This window comes from Chloroflexota bacterium (assembly GCA_014360805.1).
In the GTDB taxonomy this organism is placed as follows: Bacteria; Chloroflexota; Anaerolineae; order DTLA01; family DTLA01; genus DTLA01.
In genome coordinates, this window is sequence record JACIWU010000037.1 from 15,785 (window position 1) to 32,383 (window position 16,599).

A 16,599-nucleotide genomic window follows, 5' to 3' on the forward strand; every position below is an offset into this window, starting at 1 on the left:
CACGAATGGAGAACCAAAGACACGTAGGGCGGCTTTCCATAGCCGCCGGAAACAGGGGGCAGGTATGGAAACCTGCCCCTACTATGCTGACACCCCTCGCAATTACACCCCCACGCCCAAACTGTGCTATAATAGCCGCGCAATCGTCTGTCCGCGCAGCACCGAGCCGTAACGGAAAGGGGGGATGCGTACTGCGTACACCGTGAGCGTCCACATCCAACGGATTTTCGCTCTTTGGGTCTGGGAAAGCGGTTTTGGCCTTGCGCCCGCGCGATGCGCCAGCATCCGCGACCGAACAGTTCTGTTTCCCATGACTCCACCTTCGGGGCTTCGGCCCAATCATCCATAAGAGGAGATTGCCTCATGGCAAGCGTAACCTATGAACACGTTACGAAGCGATTTGGCGACGTCGTCGCGGTCAATGACCTGTCGCTGGAAGTTCGCGACAAGGAGTTCCTCGTCCTGGTAGGCCCTTCGGGGTGCGGCAAGACCACGGCCCTGCGCCTTCTGGCGGGCCTGGAGGAGATTACCGAGGGCAAAATCTACATCGGCGACCGTCTGGTCAACGACGTGCCGCCCAAAGACCGCGACATCGCCATGGTGTTCCAGTCCTACGCCCTGTACCCGCATATGAGCGTGTACGACAACATGGCCTTCGGGCTGAAACTGCGCAAGACGCCCAAGTCCGAGATCGACCGTCGCGTGAAAGAGGCGGCGGCCATCCTGGGCATTGAGCAGTTGCTGGACCGCAAGCCGAAGCAGTTGTCGGGCGGGCAGCGGCAGCGCGTGGCCCTGGGCCGCGCCATCGTCCGCGAGCCCAAGGTGTTCCTGATGGACGAGCCGCTGTCCAACCTGGACGCGAAACTGCGCGTGCAAACCCGCGCCGAACTGTCCAAACTGCACCAGCGACTTCAGACGACGTTCATCTACGTAACCCACGACCAGATGGAAGCCATGACCATGGGCACGCGCATTGCCGTGCTCAAGGACGGCATCCTGCAGCAACTGGACACGCCGCAGAACCTGTACGACAAGCCCGACAACGTGTTCGTGGCCGGGTTCATCGGCAGCCCGGCGATGAACTTCTTTGACGCGACACTGGTGGGTACCAAAGAGGACATGTACATTGACACCGGCTCGTTCCGGGTGAAGGTGCCTGCCGACCGCGTGCCAGTGCTGGCGCCCTACCTGGGCGAGGAGATCGTCTTCGGGATTCGGCCCGACAACATCCACGACCCGGAGTTCACGCCGCCTGGCATCAACCCCGTCCGCATTCCGGCCAAAGTGGATGTTACCGAGTTGATGGGCAACGAGGTGTTTGTGTACCTGGTTACGGGCAAGCACTCCTACATCGGGCGGGTGGATCCGCGCACTAACATGCGCGTCGGCCAGGATGTAGAAGTCGTGTTTGACCTGGGTCAAATCCACATCTTTGACCGCGCGACGGAGCGGGCGATACGCTAGGGCAATTCGGCCGCAACCGTAGGGGCCGCGCACGCGTCGGGCGACGCACGCGTCGCCCCTACATGTGTCGCCTGCGAGAAACCGGAGAAATCTCATGAACGAACTGGAATGGATGCGGGAACTGGCCCAGCCGGCCAACACGAAAATCCTCATGCTCATCCTGGACGGGCTGGGCGGGCTGCCCCTGACCGCCAACGGCCTTACGGAACTGGAGGCGGCCCACACGCCCAACATGAACAGACTTGCGCGGGAAGGCATCTGCGGGCTGAGCGCGCCGGTGGGGGCCGGTATCACGCCCGGCAGCGGCCCGGGGCATTTGGCCCTGTTCGGCTACGACCCGCTGCAGTACGTCATCGGGCGGGGCGTGCTGGAGGCGTTGGGCATCGGCTTCCCGCTGGAGCGCGACGATGTGGCCGCGCGCGGCAACTTCTGCACGCTGGACGCCGCCGGCAATATCACCGACCGCCGCGCCGGGCGCATCCCCACCGAGAAATGCCGCGAACTGGTGGAAATCCTGCGCCAGATTCGGCTGCCGGGGGTGGAGGTCTTCGTGGAGGCGGTGCAGGATTATCGTTTCGTGCTGGTGCTGCGGGGCCAGGGCCTGTCGCCGCACCTGAGCGAGACGGACCCGCAGAGGGTGGGCGTGCCGCCGCTGCCGGTGCGCGCCCTGGCGGCCGACGCCGAACCGACCGCCGCGCTGGTCAACCGATGGGTGGCCGAAGCGCAGAAGTTGCTCGCCGGCCATCATCCGGCCAATGGGCTGACGCTGCGCGGGTTCGCCAAGGACCCGGCCCTGCCGTCCATGCAGCAGATATACGGCCTGCAGTGCGCCGCCATCGCCACGTATCCCATGTATCGCGGCCTGGCGAAACTGGTCGGCATGGACATCCTGAAGACCGGCGAGACGGTGGAGGACGAGGTAGAGACGCTGAAGGCGAACTGGGCCAAGTACGATTTCTTCTACCTGCACGTGAAGAAGACCGACTCGGCAGGCGAGGATGGCGACTTTGACCGCAAGCGGGAGATCATAGAGCACGTGGATGAACTGGTGCCGGAGATGATGGCGCTGAACCCCGACGTGGTCATCGTCAGCGGGGATCATTCCACGCCCGCCGTGCTGAAGAGCCACTCGTGGCACCCCGTGCCCACCATCCTCTGGTCGCGCTACTGCCGTCCCGACGACGTGGACACGTTCGGCGAGAGGGCGTGTGCGCGCGGCGCGCTGGGCGTCTTTCCCGCCAAGGAGATCATGCGCCTGGCGATGGCCAACGCCCTGCGCCTGGCAAAATATGGGGCGTAGATCGTGGGCGCGGGGCTAAACCCCCGCGCTACGGGAGCGAAGCCCCTTCGGGGCTGACGCCAGCCCGGCGTTTTGGCGTTGGGCGTGGCGGTACACCTCACCCCCGGCCTTCGGCCGCCCCCTCTCCGCCAGCGGAGAGGGGAACGAGGGGGTGAGGTCAGCATGCCCGCGCGAGGCGTCGTTTCCTCTCCCGCGGCGGGAGAGGGCCAGGGTGAGGGATGCCACCCGCAGCGCGACGTATGGGGCGATTCACGAATCGCCCCTACGGCAACGGCCTACCCGTGCCGCTGCATGAAGCGGCGCATGCGCTTCAGGGCCTCCTCGATCTTCTCCAGCGACGTGGCGTAGGAGATGCGCACAAACCCCTCGCCGCACGCGCCGAAGGCCGTCCCCGGAATCAGGGCCACGCGCTCCTCTTCCAGCAGGCGATTCGCGAACTCGTCCGACGTCATGCCGCTGGCCCGAATGGACGGGAAGGCGTAGAACGCGCCGCGCGGTTCGCAGCATGTCAGCCCCATGGCGTTCAGGCCTGCCACCACCACCTTGCGCCGGCGGTCGTACTCGGCGCGCATGCGCTGGACGTCGGCCTCGCCGCTCTGCAGCGCCTCCAGCGCGGCGTGCTGGGCGGGCGTGGGCGCTGACATGATGATGTACTGGTGCATCTTGCGCATGCCGGCGATGATCTCCGCAGGCCCCACCGCGTACCCCAACCGCCAGCCGGTCATGGCGTAGGCTTTGGAGAACCCCTGCAAGACGACGGTGCGGTCTTTCATCCCGGGCAGCGAGGCAAAGCACGTGTGCTCCACACCGTACACCAGGCGGTCGTAGATTTCGTCGGAGATGACGATCAGGTCGTGCTCCTCCGCCAGTTTGGCAATCTCCAGCAGGCGGTCGCGGCTCATCACAGCGCCCGTGGGGTTGTTGGGGTAACCCAGTAGGATGGCTTTGGTGCGGGGCGTGATGGCCTTGGCGATGTCCGCCGCCGAGATCTGGAACCCGTTCTCCATCGCCGTGCACAGGGTTACAGGCGTGCCCCCCGCGAACACCACGGCGGGGACGTAGGCCACAAAGCAGGGCGTGGGGATGATCACCTCGTCGCCGGGGTCAATCAGCGCAGAGAGCGCCAGGTGTAGCGCCTCGGACACGCCCACGGTTACCAGAATCTCGCTCTCGGCGTCGTAGTGCACGCCGTACAGCCGCGCGATGTGGTCGCTGATGGCGCGGCGCAGTTCCAGGATGCCGGAGTTGGACGTGTAGTGGGTCTCGCCGCGCTCCAGGGAGCGGATGCCGGCCTGGGTGATGGCGGGCGGCGTTACGAAGTCCGGCTCGCCAATCCCCAGCGAGATCACGTCCTTCATGGTCGCGGCGATGTCAAAGAACTTGCGGATGCCTGACGGGGGAACCGACACCACTCGTTGTGCCAACACGTTCTTCATTGAACCTTCCTCCTGACGATATTCCCATGCACAATGGAAGACAATGGCGGGGGCAATGGCTTTGTTTAGTCCCCCTCCTGCATGAACCACTGGTCAAGCGTCTCGTCGTACACGAGGGTCGCATCGGCGCCATCGGACAGGCGCACGCGAAACGCAGGGCCGCGCGGCTCGCGCCATCGCCGCGCCACCGACACCACCTCGGCGCGGCCCTGGGGCGTCTCCACGGCGCGCGGCTCCTGGGCGTACTGGTAGCCCGAGTAGCACTCCACGCGGACGGGCTTACTCCTCGTATCCATTGCCGGTCGCGTCCACCAACGAGGAATCGCCCACGTTCAACTGCTCGTAGGAACCCCGCACGCGGGCGTTGTCGCCGATGAGCGACAGGTTGAGCATGGCGTCCTCAATGCACGCGCCTTTGTTCACGATGGAATCCTTGATGATGGAGCGCCGCACGACCGTGTCCTCGGCGATGGTTACATACGGGCCGATGACCGAATGCTCCACGTGGGCCGAGTCGGCGATGTACACGGGCGGCACGATGATGCTGTTGTGGGTGTGGCCGGCGTGCCCGCCCGTCTTGGTCAGCAGGTAGCGGTTGGTCTGGAGCACCGTTTCGGGCTTGCCGCAGTCCTCCCACACGTCCACGGTTTCGGCCCGGAACTTCGCGCCGTCGTTGATCATGAGTTGCAGCGCATCGGCCAGGAAGTACTCTCCCTTCGTCTGGATGTTCCGCGCCAGGAGTTCGTCAATGGCGGCCACCAGTTTCTCGGCCTGGCGCAGGTAATAGACGCCGATGACCGCCAGGTTGGACACGGGCGTGGCAGGCTTCTCCACCAGGCGCGCGATGTAGCCTTCCTCTAGGATGGCGACGCCGAACCTGCGCGGGTCTTCCACCTCCTTGACGTACAGCACGCCGTCGCAGTCGGTGGGCAGGTGTTGCAGGTCGGCCTCAAAGATGGTGTCCACGAAGATGATGAGGATGGGGCCGCTCAGATATTCACGCGCCAGGTAGAGGGCGTGAGCCTGGCCCTTGAGTTCGTGCTGCTCCACGTAGCGCGAGGGGAACGTGTAGTGGGTCTCTACGTAATTCTGAATCTGCTCGCCCAGATGACCCACGACGAAGATCGTCTCCTCCACATCCAGCCCGGCGAGGGAATCCAGGATATGGGCCAGCACGGGCTTGCCGGCCACATTGACCAGCGGCTTGGGCTTGGTGTACGTGTGGGGGCGCAGCCGCGTGCCAAACCCTGCCAGAGGAATCACCACCTTCATGGCCGTTCAGACCTCCTCGTCTATTGAATCTCGCTACTTCAATGGAACGCACACATCTCCGTTTCGGCCTGTCGCGACAGGGGGCCCGCTAGACGTAGGGCAAATTGCCCATTTGCCCTACGATGGCCACCGAGAGAGAAGCGCCGACCGAACGTGCGATCTCCCGGTAGGTCTCCTGGCGCTATGTTACCACATCGTGCGTCCTTACGAAAAAGCGAGCGTGAATAAGTTCGGCTTCCGCGTGTGCCAGTCGGTCGCCTGCTCGTAGGTATAGGCTACTCGCAACACCGTCGGTTCGTCAAATACGTTGCCGATGATCTGCAACCCCACCGGCAGGCCGTCGGCGAATCCGCAGGGGACCGCGATGCCGCAGACGCCTGCCAGCGAACACGCCAGCGTGAACACGTCCGACAGGTACATCTGCAAGGGGTCGTCCACGCGCTCGCCGATGGGGAACGCGACGGTGGGCGACACGGGGCACGCCAGCACGTCCACCTGCTGGAAGGCGCGGTCAAAGTCACGGCGGATGAGCGTGCGCACCTTCTGGGCGCGCAGGTAGTAGGCGTCGTAGTACCCTGCCGACAGCGCGTAGGTGCCCAGCATGATGCGGCGCTTGACCTCGGGGCCGAACCCGCGCCCGCGCGTCTGCCGAATCATCTCCCACACGTCGTCGGTTTCGCGCACCGACAGGCCATACTTCACGCCGTCGTAGCGCGCCAGGTTGGCCGACGCCTCGGCGGGGGCGATGAGGTAGTACGCGGGCAGGGCGTACTCGGTGTGCGGGAGCGAGACTTCCATGAGGGTAGCGCCGAGGTCCTCCAGCGTGCGCAGCGCGGCCTTCATCGCATCGGCCACGCCGGGCTGCATCCCTTCCACGAAGTACTCCTTCGGGACGCCCACGCGAAGCCCGCGAATGCCGCCCTCCAGCCCGGCCAGGTAGTCGGGCACGGGCGTGTCCACCGATGTGGAGTCGCGCGGGTCGTGGCCTGCGATGGCCTGGAGCAGAATGGCGCAGTCGCGCACGTCCTTGGCGATGGGGCCGATCTGGTCCAGCGACGACGCGAAGGCCACCAAGCCCCACCGCGGCACACGGCCGTAGGTGGGCTTCAGCCCCACCACGCCGCACAGGCCGGCGGGCTGGCGCACGCTCCCGCCCGTGTCGGACCCGAGCGCCCCCAGCGCCATGTCGGCTGCGACGGCCGCCGCGCTCCCACCGCTGCTCCCGCCCGGCACGCGGGACAGGTCCCACGGGTTGCGCGTCGTGAAGTAGGCCGAGTTCTCGGTGGAAGATCCCATGGCGAACTCGTCGGTATTGGTCTTGCCCAGGATGATGGCTCCCTGCGCCTTGAGCCGCTCCACGGCGGTGGCGTCGTATGGGGGGACGAAGTTCTCCAGGATGCGCGACCCGCAAGTGGTGGGAATGCCGCGGGTGCACAGGATGTCCTTGACGGCGAGCGGGATGCCCATCAGGCGCGGGGGTGGAGCGCCGCCCTCGCGCCGCCAACGGAGCAGGCAGGCGTCGGCCTCGCGGGCCTGGGCCAGCGCGGCCTCGGGCACGAGGCGCAGGTACGCCCGAATGCGCGGGTCCAGGCGGTGGATGCGCTCCAGCACGCTCTGGGTCAACTCCACCGAGGACAGCGCGCCCGAACGCAACCGTTCGCTGGCCTGGTGGATGGTCAGGGCGTGGGCGCTCACGGCGTTACTCCAGAATAGGCCGCACGCGGATCAGCCCGTCCTTGTGGTCAGGCGCGTTGGCCAGAATCTCATCGCGGGGGGAGGAGGGGGCCGGCTCGTCCGGGCGGGTGATGTTGGTCCGGGCCACGGCGTGGGACATGGGGGGCACGCCGTCCAGGTCCAGCCGCTGGAGCATGTCGGCGTAGTCCAGGATGGCCGACAACTGGAGCCGATAGCGTTCCTTCTCCTTGTCGGTAAGGGCCAATTTCGCCAGTTCGGCGATATGTTCCACCTGTTGCAGGGAAAGCGGCATCGGGTTGTCCCACCGGATAGATTCGGGGGGATTATAGCACGGGGGACAGCGCAGGGCAAAGGGGGCGTGTAGCCCGATTCGGCTCCGTCTTGTGTGGGGGACCAAGGCGCGACGCACCTCCGGAAGTGCGTCGCACCTTTGGTTTCATCGCTCACCCCAGGGTGGTGATTCCTCCGGCATCATCGCACTGCGGCCAGAAGGCTACAAGTGCAGCGCAGGTGGGCAAGTTGCCTTACGGCATGGCCGCTACTGCCTCGGCATGCGCGCCAAGATGACGATCTCGGAGGCGCTAGCCTGGACGGGGTAGGACTCCATGACGGGGCCGGTGAACCTGGCGGTTACCAGTGCGCCGAACTGGAGGTCGTCCCACGACGCCTTGACGTAGCCGTCGCCCTTCTTCTCCCAGATGCGCGTGGACTTGGACACGGCGACGATGGCCTTGTCGTAGCGGTTGCCCTCAACCTTCTCGCCCTCAATGCGGATGCGGCCCAGCACGTCGGCCAGTTGGCCGTCCGCAGGCTCAACGTTGGAGATGTTGCCCTTGATGTCGTAGTCGGCGCTGGGGGCTGCGGGCTTGCACCCCGCCAGCAGGGCGGCGATGAGCATGAGCGTCGCGATTGTGCGGAACATGGGAACCTCCGTGAAATGTGATTCGTAAAACGCAAGGCGCGAAATGTGATGCTTCACAAGATAGACGACAGGGGAGGCGGGGTGGTTCCGTCGTCAGCCGGTGAAGGAGGGCGGCCGAGGCTGCCTGGTCTGTCAAAACCCCTCATCACCCACAGCCCCCATCTCGGCATAGCGCCGACGCAATGACAGGGGCAGGCGCCTCGCTGCCTCCCTGATTACTCCCAATGCGCGAAGAGCGGCATCACTCACTCAACCTGTCTCAGTCTCGCAAGCCCCTCTAGAACCGATCGCGACAGTTCAATGTCAGCGACTGCCGTGTCCGCTAGTCTTCGCACACGGTCATCATAGTCTGCTTTGTTCCGATCATTCCGCAATCGGTCCAGGTTCTGGCTAATCTGTCTGCGCATCTTGTCAGAACTTTTCGTGAACTCCTCACGCACTGCTCTGTGAACATCATGTCCTGTGGACAGATGGCGTCCTTCGGCGAGCAAGCAATTCCGCGCTTCGCAGAAAGCTGCGTAGTAGGCGCGGCTGATGGCCGCTCGTAGACGCGCCTCTTGCCCTGCCGGGCGCACATCTTGCCCTACGAGTTCCTGTGCCAGTCTTAGGTATTCCGACCAATCAAAGCTCATTGGAACTCCACATGAATGCAGAGTTTACCCTGTGCTTCATCAATCTTGTCAAGCCACCACTCTTGGTCCAGTTGGTTCAGTTTCTGCAAGGCTTCATCAGGTGGCAGATCTGCCTGCACGAATGCGAACAACTCACGATCTGCAGGCGCTTCCGGATCTGTTATGACCTCAAGCACAACCCTGGAGGCATGACCAAACACCTCGGCGATCTTACGGCGTGCTTCTATCAGAAGAGGCGCCAGGAAAGGGTAGGCGCCTAGAAACTGGACTACCTCGTCTCGCCGTACGAAGTCATACAACGTGCTGATCCCCTGAACCTGCAATTCAGAGTCGCGGACAATGGACGCCCCTCTTTCGAGCCAAGTCCCTGATCGCTGGAATTCGCGGGCGGCTAAGAAGAGACTGCTGTCTGTGCTGGCACGCGGTGCCGACGACTGTACTGCTGAAACGCTTTTGACAGGCGCAAGCCATTTGGTCCCGCCGAGCGGGAACGCTGCTCCAGATCTTTGTGGCCGGACGGTCAAGCAAGTCATTGTTCAGGTGTCTCCTCAAACATTTGCCGCAGCCGATCGGTTAGGCAGGCTTCAAAAACCTCCTCCACACGGCTGTGTGCCGCGTCTATCCACGTAAGCACATCGTCTAGCTGCACTTGGCCAGGTTCCGCCAGGAAGTAATCCAGATCAAGCATAACCGCGAGCGCATCGGGCTTCTCAATAGCAGCAGTTGCCACTTGAAGCCTGAGCCTGTCCCTGCCGTTCTGGTAAGGAACCTCGATTCCCACCATGAAGGGCCCGTAGTCTTGAGGCAAATTGGGTCCTACAAAGGGCCGAAACTCTAGATAATGTTCCAGATCAACTCGCTGACCAGGTATCTCGATGCGATTGATGTATCGTAGCCCAATTCGCTGAAAGCCTTCTGGTCGTGCGACGTCGCGGTAAGCAGAAAAGCCTTGCTGAATCAAAGGCAAGAACTCCCGCCAAGTCGGGTATGGCTTGAGGTGGTTAACGGCCAGTAAGTCGCGATCCACCTGCACTAAGGCTTTCTCATCCTCACGCAGAAATTGCATTCGGTCGGCCGTCAACACCTGCTGCCCGACTCCGTCCGGCGTAGCGGTTACACTGAGTTCAACTATTCTCGCCTGTCGTCTTTTAGGAAATCTATCTCGTATCTTCTCATAGACAAGACCTGGGATGGCCAAATCCCATGGCTGACCGGGCTTAAAGCGAAACTCACACAATGCTTCAACAACTGGGGGGTTCCGATATCGCCTACCCATCGGATCGCACCTCCTGGCGTGTTGCATCAGGATTTCAGAGTTCTTGCCACATGAGTTCATACGGGCGTGTTGAGAGGATGCCTTTCCTGCTCACTCCCGACTGCCATGGCGTATGTCCAACGTCCGTAAATTCATTATGACACAACTGGGTGCAAAACGCAACACGAGCGGGCTCAAACCGCTTCCGCCACTCCTAAAACTCCGTCGTCCCCGTGAAGCGGAAGCCCGCCAACCGCACCGCCGGAACGCGCACCCCGCCGATTTCAAAGCGGGACACCAGCAGCCGCGTCTCCCTGCCGATGCCCTCCACGCGGTTGAAGGCGTCCAGGTAACTCTCGGTGAAGCGCAGGTTCTTGACCGCATAGGCGATCTCGCCCCCCTCCACCCAGAAGGTACCGTCGCGGGTCATGCCCGTTACGACGGCCTTCGCCGGATGCACGGGGACCGTGTAGTGGAACCGCGTAACCAGCAGCCCCTTGTCCAGGCCCGCGATCAACTGTTCCGGCGACGCAGTCCCCGGCGCCATGAACAGGTTGAGCGGGAAGGGGCCTTGGGGGTTGGGCATGGGCAGCGAGTGGCCGGTGCTGGCGACGCCATCCTTGAGCGCCGTCGCCGAGTCGTGCACGACGCCCACCGCCACGCCGCCCTGGATCAAATCCACCCGCTTCTTGGGCGCGCCCTCAAAGTCAAAGGGCAGAGGCAGGCCCGAAGGGTCAAGCCCATCATCCCAGATGGAGACCGAGGGCGACATGATGGGCTGGCCGAACTTGCCGGCCATGAACGAGCGGCCCTCCTGCACCGCCAGCGCCGAGAAGGCCAGGTAGCCCATGATGCTCACGATGTCGGCGGTGGCATACGCTTCCAGGACGACCGGATACTCGCCGGCGGGCAGCGGCCGAGGGTTGCGGCTTCGCAGCGCCTTGTCCACCGCCTCGGCGGCCAGGGCCTCCACGTCCAGATGGCGCACGTCCACGGCGGCGGCCTCGCTGTAGCCCGAACTGTCGTCGCTCATGATGACGGAGTTGACGTCGGCCACGGTGCCCGCGCTGTGCACGAAGTGGCCCAGCGAGTTGGCGACGCCCATCTCCCAGATGGCCGTGCGGAAGGCGCCGGCGGCGGTGAGACCCTTCTCGCGGGCCAGGGTGCAGAAGACGCCGGCGGCGCGCGCCCGCAATTCGGGCGAGGCGTTGGCGGTGGCCTCCGAGAAGGCTACGGCCAGCGGCACGGGTTGGGGCGCGGGCATGGGGGGCGTGTTGGGGTTCTCGGGTTGCAGACCGGCCACGAGCATGGCGGTTTCCAGCGCCCGCTCCAGTCCGTCGGCGCTCAAGTCGTTCGTCGTGGCCACGCCGGTCCGCTGCCCGATGACCACCCGCAGGCGCACCACGGCGTCGGACTCGGCCACGTTCTGGTGGATGTACGAGTTGGCGAAGCGCGTCAGGGCGCTATCGCCGGCCTGAAGCAGAACTTCGGTCTGGTCTGCCTTGGACTTGGACAAGACCTGGTCGGCCAGTTTGCGAAATCCCTTTTCTCCGAGCATGGGAACTCCTTTCAGTCAGCCTGTGGCCGTGGGCCTCTCGTCATGCTCCATGGCGCGGCGGAAGGCCAACGGCAGTGCGTCGGTGTCATCCTTTCATCACGCCAACCTGGACGTTGCGGAAGCGTGCGGGGGCGGTGCCGTGGCCTACGTGGGCCACCTGGGGGGGCTGGCCCTTGCCGCAGTTGGGCGTGCCCCACACGTTCCAGTGATTGCGGTTGCAGATGGCGTCGCAACCCGCCCAGAACTGCGGCGTGATGCCCGTGTATGTGGCGTTCTTGTACAGTTGGCCCATCTTGCCGTTCTTGATTTGGTAGGCGACCTCGGTGCCGAACTGGAAGTTCAGCCGCTTGTCGTCAATGCTCCAACTCTTGTTCATCTCCATGTAGATGCCGTCGTCGGTGTCGGCGATGAGGTCGTCAAAGTCCCACTCTCCCGGTTCCAGGTTGATGTTGGTCATGCGGATGATGGGGATGCGGTTCCAGCCGTCGGCGCGCATGGTGCCGTTGCTGCGCTGGCCCAGGCGTGCGGCCGTCTCTCGCGACGTGAGGTAGCCCACGAAGATGCCCTCGCGCACGATGGGGGTTCGCTGCGCTTCCACGCCCTCGTCGTCGTAGCCGAAGGTGCCCAGGCCGCCGGGGATGGTCGCGTCGGCGGTGATGTTGACGATGGGAGAGCCGTAGCGGAACGTGCCCAGTTTGTCCAGGGTCAGGAAACTGGTGCCCGCGTAGGCGGCCTCCATGCCCATGACGCGGTCCAGTTCAATGGGGTGGCCGCACGATTCGTGCACCTGGAGGGCAAGTTGTGTCGCGTCCAGGATGATGGTTGTAACGCCGCTGGGGCAGACGGGCGCCGTCAGGAGCATGACCGCTTCTTCGGCCACGCGCGGGGCATTGCCCACCATGTCTATCGCCTCCAGCAGTTCGTAGCCTGCCGTGCCCTGGTGCCTGCCGAAGGAGTTGGGGTACGAACGCTGCTGCACGTCGTCGTTGCCCACGGCCAGGGCCTGCAACCCGCCGCCCGTCTCCACGATTTCCTGCTCAATGTACGCCCCCTCGGTGTTGGCGAAGGTTTTTTCCTCGCGGATGAACGCCGCCGACGACTCGGCCACGACGATGCCTTTGACGGCGCGCATGGCGGAATCGGCAGCCAGCAGAAGATCCAGCGTCTTCTCCAGCGGCACCGAGAACGGGTCAACCTTGACGGGCGTGCGGTACGTGCCCACGTGCGCCACCGGCTCGCCCAGGTTCACTGGCTCCAGTTTGAACAGCGCGCTGGCCCTGGCGATTTCCACGGCCAGGGCGGTAACCCGATCCACCTCCCGCGGCTCCAGCCGCGCGCTGGATGCGAACCCCCACGCGCCGTCCACTACCACACGCACGCCGAAGCCTTCGGTCGTGTAACTCTCCAGCGACGCCACCTCGCCATTCTTCACGGTGATGGAGCGGCTGGCGCGGCGCACGATGCGCATGTCGGCATAGGTTGCGCCCTTGACTTTGGCCAGGTTCAATGCGCGATCGGTCAGTTCTTTCAAGGCCCACCTCCCATGTAAGGTTGTAACCGCGAATAACACGAATCAGGAAACGCAAATTGGTAAGGTTATAACCGCGAATAGCGCGAATCTACGCGAATTGGGAACGCTGGGAGCGCGAGATTCTTTGCGGCCTCTCTGCTCAGAGCCGATTTGACCTTCCTCGCCAGTCGCGTACAATTATGGCGTGTCCATCTATGCGAAATCAGGAAGAGCACGATGCCTGTTTACGAATATGTTTGCCCCGTATGCATGACGAAATTTGAGGCGTTGCGTCCGATGAGCCAGGCCGACGCCCCGATTGCGTGCCCCAAGTGCGGGAGCACAGAGGCCCGTCGCGGCCTGTCTGTCTTCGCCGCGCTGTCCAAGGGGAGCGGCGGCGAAACCCGCACGGTCGCGGGCACGGGGTCGTCCTGCGCCACTTGCGGCTCGCACTCCTGCGCCACCTGCGGGCACTGAGCACGCCGTCTATTCGGTTTTCTCACCCTCTGGCGGCTTCTTCTGCTCGGCCTTCGCGGGCGTCTTCTCGCGGTTGAACATGCGCTGGAACCAGTTGAGCGCCTTGGCCTCCACGGGCCATCGGCGGCGCATGAGCCGCTCGTTCTCCTCCATCTTGGCCAGGAATCGGCCGTTGACCGAATCGGGCGGGTACTCGCCCTTCTCGTCGCGCTCGCCCGCCTCCACACCGGTCAGGATGGCGATGCCCTCGTCCACGGTGCTCACGGCCCAGATGTGGAACTTGCCCTCCCGCACGGCCTGGATTACGTCCTCGCGCAGCATGAGATGGCGCACGTTGCGGCTGGGGATGATGACGCCCTGCTCGCCGGTCAGCCCGCGTGCCTTGCACACGTCAAAGAAGCCCTCTATCTTTTCGTTGACCGCGCCGATGGGCTGAATCTCGCCGTACTGGTTCACCGAGCCGGTTACGGCGATGCCCTGCTTGATGGGGATTCCCGTTACGGCGGAGATCAGCACGTACAGTTCTGCCGCCGACGCGCTGTCGCCTTCCACCTCGGTATAGGTCTGCTCAAAGCAGATGCTGGCCGCCAGGCTGAGCGGGCGATCTTGAGCGTACTTCGCCGCGACGTAGCGCTCCAAAATCAGCAGGCCCTTGTCGTGGATGTTGCCGCTGAGTTTGGACTCGCGGTCAATGTTCATGACGCCTTCGCGGCCCAGCATGGTCTGGCATGAGATGCGGGTGGGGCGCCCGAAGGCATAGTCGCCGAGGAACAACACCGACAGGCCGTTGACCTGCCCCACCTTGGCCCCGTCGGTGGTGATGAGGATGGTGTCGGCCAGGATGGCCTCGCGGATGCGCTCCTCCACCTGGCTTGAGCGGTAGCGTTTCTCGTCCAGGGCGCGCTGGACATCCTCGGCCTGCACCAGGTCGTGGCCGCGAAGCCGCGCCCAATAGGCCGCCTCCGACACCACATCCGCGATGAAGGCGAACCGCGTGCTGAGTTTGTGCTGGTCTTCCACGAGCCGCGCGCCATACTCCACCACCTTCGCCACGGCGTCCCGCGTGAAGTGGGGCAGGCCCTCGTCGGCGCAGCGCGTGGCGATGAACCGTGCGTAGTTCAGGACGCTGTCGTCGGCCCAATCCATCTCCTCGGCGAAGTCGGCCTTCACCTTGAACAGTTTCGCGAACTCGGGGTCCAGGTCAAATAGCATGTAGTAGATGTGCGGCTCGCCGGTCAGGACAACCTTCACGTCCAGTGGGATAGGTTCTGGCTCCAGCGATGTCGTGCTGAGAAGCGCGAACTGCTGGGCGATCTCGTGGATAGAGATCTTGCGGTCGCGGAGGGCGCGCTTCAGGCAGTCCCAGGCGAAGGGATCCTGGAGCAACTTGCGGGCCTCCACGACCAGGTAGCCGCCGTTGGCACGGTGGAGGGCGCCCGCCTTGATCATGCTGAAGTCGGTAACCAGCGTGCCGAATTCGGCCCGATACTCTATGCGGCCCACAAGGGTGCGGCATGTGGGGTTGCTCTCTACGATGACGGGCGCGCCTTTGGTTTGGCTGTTGTCCACCAACACGTTGACCCGATAGCGGTCGTAGGGCGACTGGGGCGGTCGCGTGGGGGGCTGGGGGGCACCTCCTTCCTCTCTGCCCGCCTCTGGGGGCTGGGCCAGGGCACGGAACAGGGCCAGGTTCTCAAGCACGTCGCGGTACACGCCGTCCAGGAACACCTGCGCGTCGTGGATGGCCGCGTACTCCTGCTTGAGCGGCTCAAACAGGTGGCGGATGGCGAAGTCGGCGATCTCCTTGTCCAGGTTCTGCAGGCGCGTGCGCGCTTCGTCGTCCAGGGCGCGCACCTTGCGGAAGCGCCGCTCCATCTCGGCCTGGACGGCGGGTTGGGCGGCCTCCAGTGCGCGGCGGCGCTCCTCGGGCAGGGCCTGGTACTCTTCCTGGCTGAGGACTTTGCCGTTCTCGTACACGCCCACCATCAGGCCGGATGGCGTGGCGACGAGCGCAAACCCCTGTGAGTTGGCATACTCGTTGATTTCTTCCAGCGCCTTGCGTTTGCGGTTTTCTATCTCGCGGATGAGTTGTGACCGGTGCTCCTCGTACTGCTCGCCGGAGAAGGAGCGGGCGATGCTTTCCTGGATGCGCTGGACGAGATCTTCCATCTGTTTGCGGAAGACCATGGCCTTGCCAGGGGGCAGTTCTATGGCCTCGGGGCGGTCGGGGTTGGCGAAGTTGTTGACATAACACCAGTCCGGGGGCGTGGGCCTTGCGCCGGCCCGCTGCTCCAGAAACCGTTGCACGGTGGTCATCTTGCCGGCGCCCGCGGGCCCCATGGCGAAGATGTGGTACCCGTAGGACGGGATGTCTATGCCGAACTCAATGGCGTGGGTAGCCCGGCCCTGGCCGATGATCGCGTCCAGGCGCTCCAGTTCGGTGGTGGAGGAAAAGCCGGCCGCTTCCAACGCGGGGATGCATGAGCGTCGGAGTTGCTCTGGGGGAACCTCATAGCGGCTCACATCCATGACAAGCCCTCTCTCGGGTTCAGGATACGGTCATTCTAGCACGCCTCGGGGCGGACGTCAAGGGCGGCGCGGGCCTGGGGCTGCGGAGGGGGCGTTTGGATCGCGAAGGGCGCGAAAGGCGCGGCTGCGTGTGCGCGCGGGGCCGCGGGGGTGAACCCCCGCGCGTATCGGGTAGGGGCAACGCATGCGTTGCCCCTACAGTCAGCCCGCAGGGCTTGGCCCTGTCAGCCCGACGGCTTTAGCCTCGGGCGGAATGCGGGCGCGCGGGGGCTTACCCCTCACATCCCCCTGGCCCCTTCTCTCCCCGCAGGCGGGGCGAGAAGGGGTGGCGTGCGCGGGCGGGCCGTCGTTCCCTCCCCCGCCGGGAGAGGGCCAGGGTGAGGGGTGCTGTACGTGGGACGTCTGGATCGCGAAGGACGCGAAAGGGCGCGAAAGTGGCGTGCGCGTGGGGCTGAACCCCCGCGCGTATCGGGTAGGGGCAACGCATGCGTTGCCCCTACAGTCAGCCCGCAGGGCTTGGCCCTGTCAGCCCGACGGCTTTAGCCTCGG

Annotated in this window: 15 protein-coding genes; 3 read left to right on the forward strand and 12 right to left on the reverse strand. The window is 64.3% G+C overall.

Annotated features, from left to right (window positions below):
• The first annotated feature begins 363 nt into the window (after window positions 1–363).
• Entirely contained in the window at window positions 364–1,464 is a 1,101-nt protein-coding gene (locus H5T65_07850; protein MBC7259147.1) for an ABC transporter ATP-binding protein, read from the forward strand.
• Between the two features lie 94 nt (window positions 1,465–1,558).
• Window positions 1,559–2,764: a 2,3-bisphosphoglycerate-independent phosphoglycerate mutase gene (locus H5T65_07855; GenBank protein ID MBC7259148.1), complete on the forward strand. Its 1,206-nt coding sequence runs from the start codon at window positions 1,559–1,561 to the stop codon at window positions 2,762–2,764.
• Window positions 2,765–3,039: 275 nt separating this feature from the next.
• Here the strand turns inward: H5T65_07855 and H5T65_07860 are convergent, their stop codons facing one another.
• The 11 genes from H5T65_07860 to H5T65_07910 all read right to left on the reverse strand — a co-directional run bounded on the left by H5T65_07860 (window position 3,040) and on the right by H5T65_07910 (window position 13,002).
• Window positions 3,040–4,122, reverse strand: a complete 1,083-nt coding sequence (locus H5T65_07860) for an aminotransferase class I/II-fold pyridoxal phosphate-dependent enzyme (GenBank protein ID MBC7259149.1) — start codon at window positions 4,120–4,122, stop codon at window positions 3,040–3,042.
• A 143-nt stretch (window positions 4,123–4,265) separates the two neighbouring features.
• Window positions 4,266–4,496: a hypothetical protein gene (locus H5T65_07865; GenBank protein MBC7259150.1), complete on the reverse strand. Its 231-nt coding sequence runs from the start codon at window positions 4,494–4,496 to the stop codon at window positions 4,266–4,268.
• The gene (locus H5T65_07870) at window positions 4,480–5,472 is read right to left on the reverse strand and encodes an NTP transferase domain-containing protein (protein MBC7259151.1); all 993 of its coding nucleotides are present in this window, start codon (window positions 5,470–5,472) and stop codon (window positions 4,480–4,482) included. Before H5T65_07870 ends, H5T65_07865 begins: the two co-directional genes overlap by 17 nt.
• Before the next feature lie 204 nt (window positions 5,473–5,676).
• The gene (gene gatA, locus H5T65_07875) at window positions 5,677–7,167 is read right to left on the reverse strand and encodes an Asp-tRNA(Asn)/Glu-tRNA(Gln) amidotransferase subunit GatA (GenBank protein MBC7259152.1); all 1,491 of its coding nucleotides are present in this window, start codon (window positions 7,165–7,167) and stop codon (window positions 5,677–5,679) included.
• A gap of 4 nt (window positions 7,168–7,171) precedes the next feature.
• Window positions 7,172–7,459, reverse strand: a complete 288-nt coding sequence (gatC, locus tag H5T65_07880) for an Asp-tRNA(Asn)/Glu-tRNA(Gln) amidotransferase subunit GatC (protein MBC7259153.1) — start codon at window positions 7,457–7,459, stop codon at window positions 7,172–7,174.
• A gap of 246 nt (window positions 7,460–7,705) precedes the next feature.
• The gene (locus H5T65_07885; protein ID MBC7259154.1) at window positions 7,706–8,089 is read right to left on the reverse strand and encodes a hypothetical protein; all 384 of its coding nucleotides are present in this window, start codon (window positions 8,087–8,089) and stop codon (window positions 7,706–7,708) included.
• 245 nt (window positions 8,090–8,334) lie between these two features.
• On the reverse strand, window positions 8,335–8,721 hold the full coding sequence (locus H5T65_07890; protein MBC7259155.1) for a HEPN domain-containing protein: 387 nt from the start codon (window positions 8,719–8,721) through the stop codon (window positions 8,335–8,337).
• Window positions 8,718–9,245: a hypothetical protein gene (locus tag H5T65_07895; protein MBC7259156.1), complete on the reverse strand. Its 528-nt coding sequence runs from the start codon at window positions 9,243–9,245 to the stop codon at window positions 8,718–8,720. The genes H5T65_07890 and H5T65_07895 overlap by 4 nt, the downstream gene beginning before the upstream one ends.
• A gap of 5 nt (window positions 9,246–9,250) precedes the next feature.
• The gene (locus H5T65_07900) at window positions 9,251–9,997 is read right to left on the reverse strand and encodes a TIGR04255 family protein (protein ID MBC7259157.1); all 747 of its coding nucleotides are present in this window, start codon (window positions 9,995–9,997) and stop codon (window positions 9,251–9,253) included.
• Between the two features lie 193 nt (window positions 9,998–10,190).
• Window positions 10,191–11,534, reverse strand: coding sequence for a TldD/PmbA family protein (locus H5T65_07905; protein ID MBC7259158.1), 1,344 nt, complete (start codon window positions 11,532–11,534; stop codon window positions 10,191–10,193).
• A gap of 85 nt (window positions 11,535–11,619) precedes the next feature.
• Window positions 11,620–13,002 carry a TldD/PmbA family protein gene (locus H5T65_07910; GenBank protein MBC7259159.1) on the reverse strand — a complete coding sequence of 461 codons (1,383 nt, stop codon included), beginning with the start codon at window positions 13,000–13,002 and terminating at the stop codon, window positions 11,620–11,622.
• Between the two features lie 279 nt (window positions 13,003–13,281).
• Between H5T65_07910 and H5T65_07915 the strand changes: the two genes are divergently transcribed.
• Entirely contained in the window at window positions 13,282–13,521 is a 240-nt protein-coding gene (locus H5T65_07915) for a zinc ribbon domain-containing protein (protein ID MBC7259160.1), read from the forward strand.
• 9 nt (window positions 13,522–13,530) lie between these two features.
• On the opposite strand, the gene H5T65_07920 is transcribed toward H5T65_07915, so the two are convergent.
• Entirely contained in the window at window positions 13,531–16,050 is a 2,520-nt protein-coding gene (locus H5T65_07920) for an AAA family ATPase (protein MBC7259161.1), read from the reverse strand.
• Window positions 16,051–16,599 lie beyond the last annotated feature (549 nt).

Bases quoted from the DNA above. Each gene is read 5' to 3' on its own strand.
- H5T65_07850 (MBC7259147.1), top strand. From the start codon at position 364: ATGGCAAGCGTAACCTATGAACACGTTACGAAGCGATTTGGCGACGTC.
- H5T65_07855 (MBC7259148.1), top strand. From the start codon at position 1,559: ATGAACGAACTGGAATGGATGCGGGAACTGGCCCAGCCGGCCAACACG.
- H5T65_07860 (MBC7259149.1), bottom strand. From the start codon at position 4,122: ATGAAGGACGTGATCTCGCTGGGGATTGGCGAGCCGGACTTCGTAACG.
- H5T65_07865 (MBC7259150.1), bottom strand. From the start codon at position 4,496: ATGGATACGAGGAGTAAGCCCGTCCGCGTGGAGTGCTACTCGGGCTAC.
- H5T65_07870 (MBC7259151.1), bottom strand. From the start codon at position 5,472: ATGAAGGTGGTGATTCCTCTGGCAGGGTTTGGCACGCGGCTGCGCCCC.
- gatC (MBC7259153.1), bottom strand. From the start codon at position 7,459: ATGCCGCTTTCCCTGCAACAGGTGGAACATATCGCCGAACTGGCGAAA.
- H5T65_07885 (MBC7259154.1), bottom strand. From the start codon at position 8,089: ATGTTCCGCACAATCGCGACGCTCATGCTCATCGCCGCCCTGCTGGCG.
- H5T65_07890 (MBC7259155.1), bottom strand. From the start codon at position 8,721: ATGAGCTTTGATTGGTCGGAATACCTAAGACTGGCACAGGAACTCGTA.
- H5T65_07900 (MBC7259157.1), bottom strand. From the start codon at position 9,997: ATGGGTAGGCGATATCGGAACCCCCCAGTTGTTGAAGCATTGTGTGAG.
- H5T65_07905 (MBC7259158.1), bottom strand. From the start codon at position 11,534: ATGCTCGGAGAAAAGGGATTTCGCAAACTGGCCGACCAGGTCTTGTCC.
- H5T65_07910 (MBC7259159.1), bottom strand. From the start codon at position 13,002: ATGCGCATCGTGCGCCGCGCCAGCCGCTCCATCACCGTGAAGAATGGC.
- H5T65_07915 (MBC7259160.1), top strand. From the start codon at position 13,282: ATGCCTGTTTACGAATATGTTTGCCCCGTATGCATGACGAAATTTGAG.
- H5T65_07920 (MBC7259161.1), bottom strand. From the start codon at position 16,050: ATGGATGTGAGCCGCTATGAGGTTCCCCCAGAGCAACTCCGACGCTCA.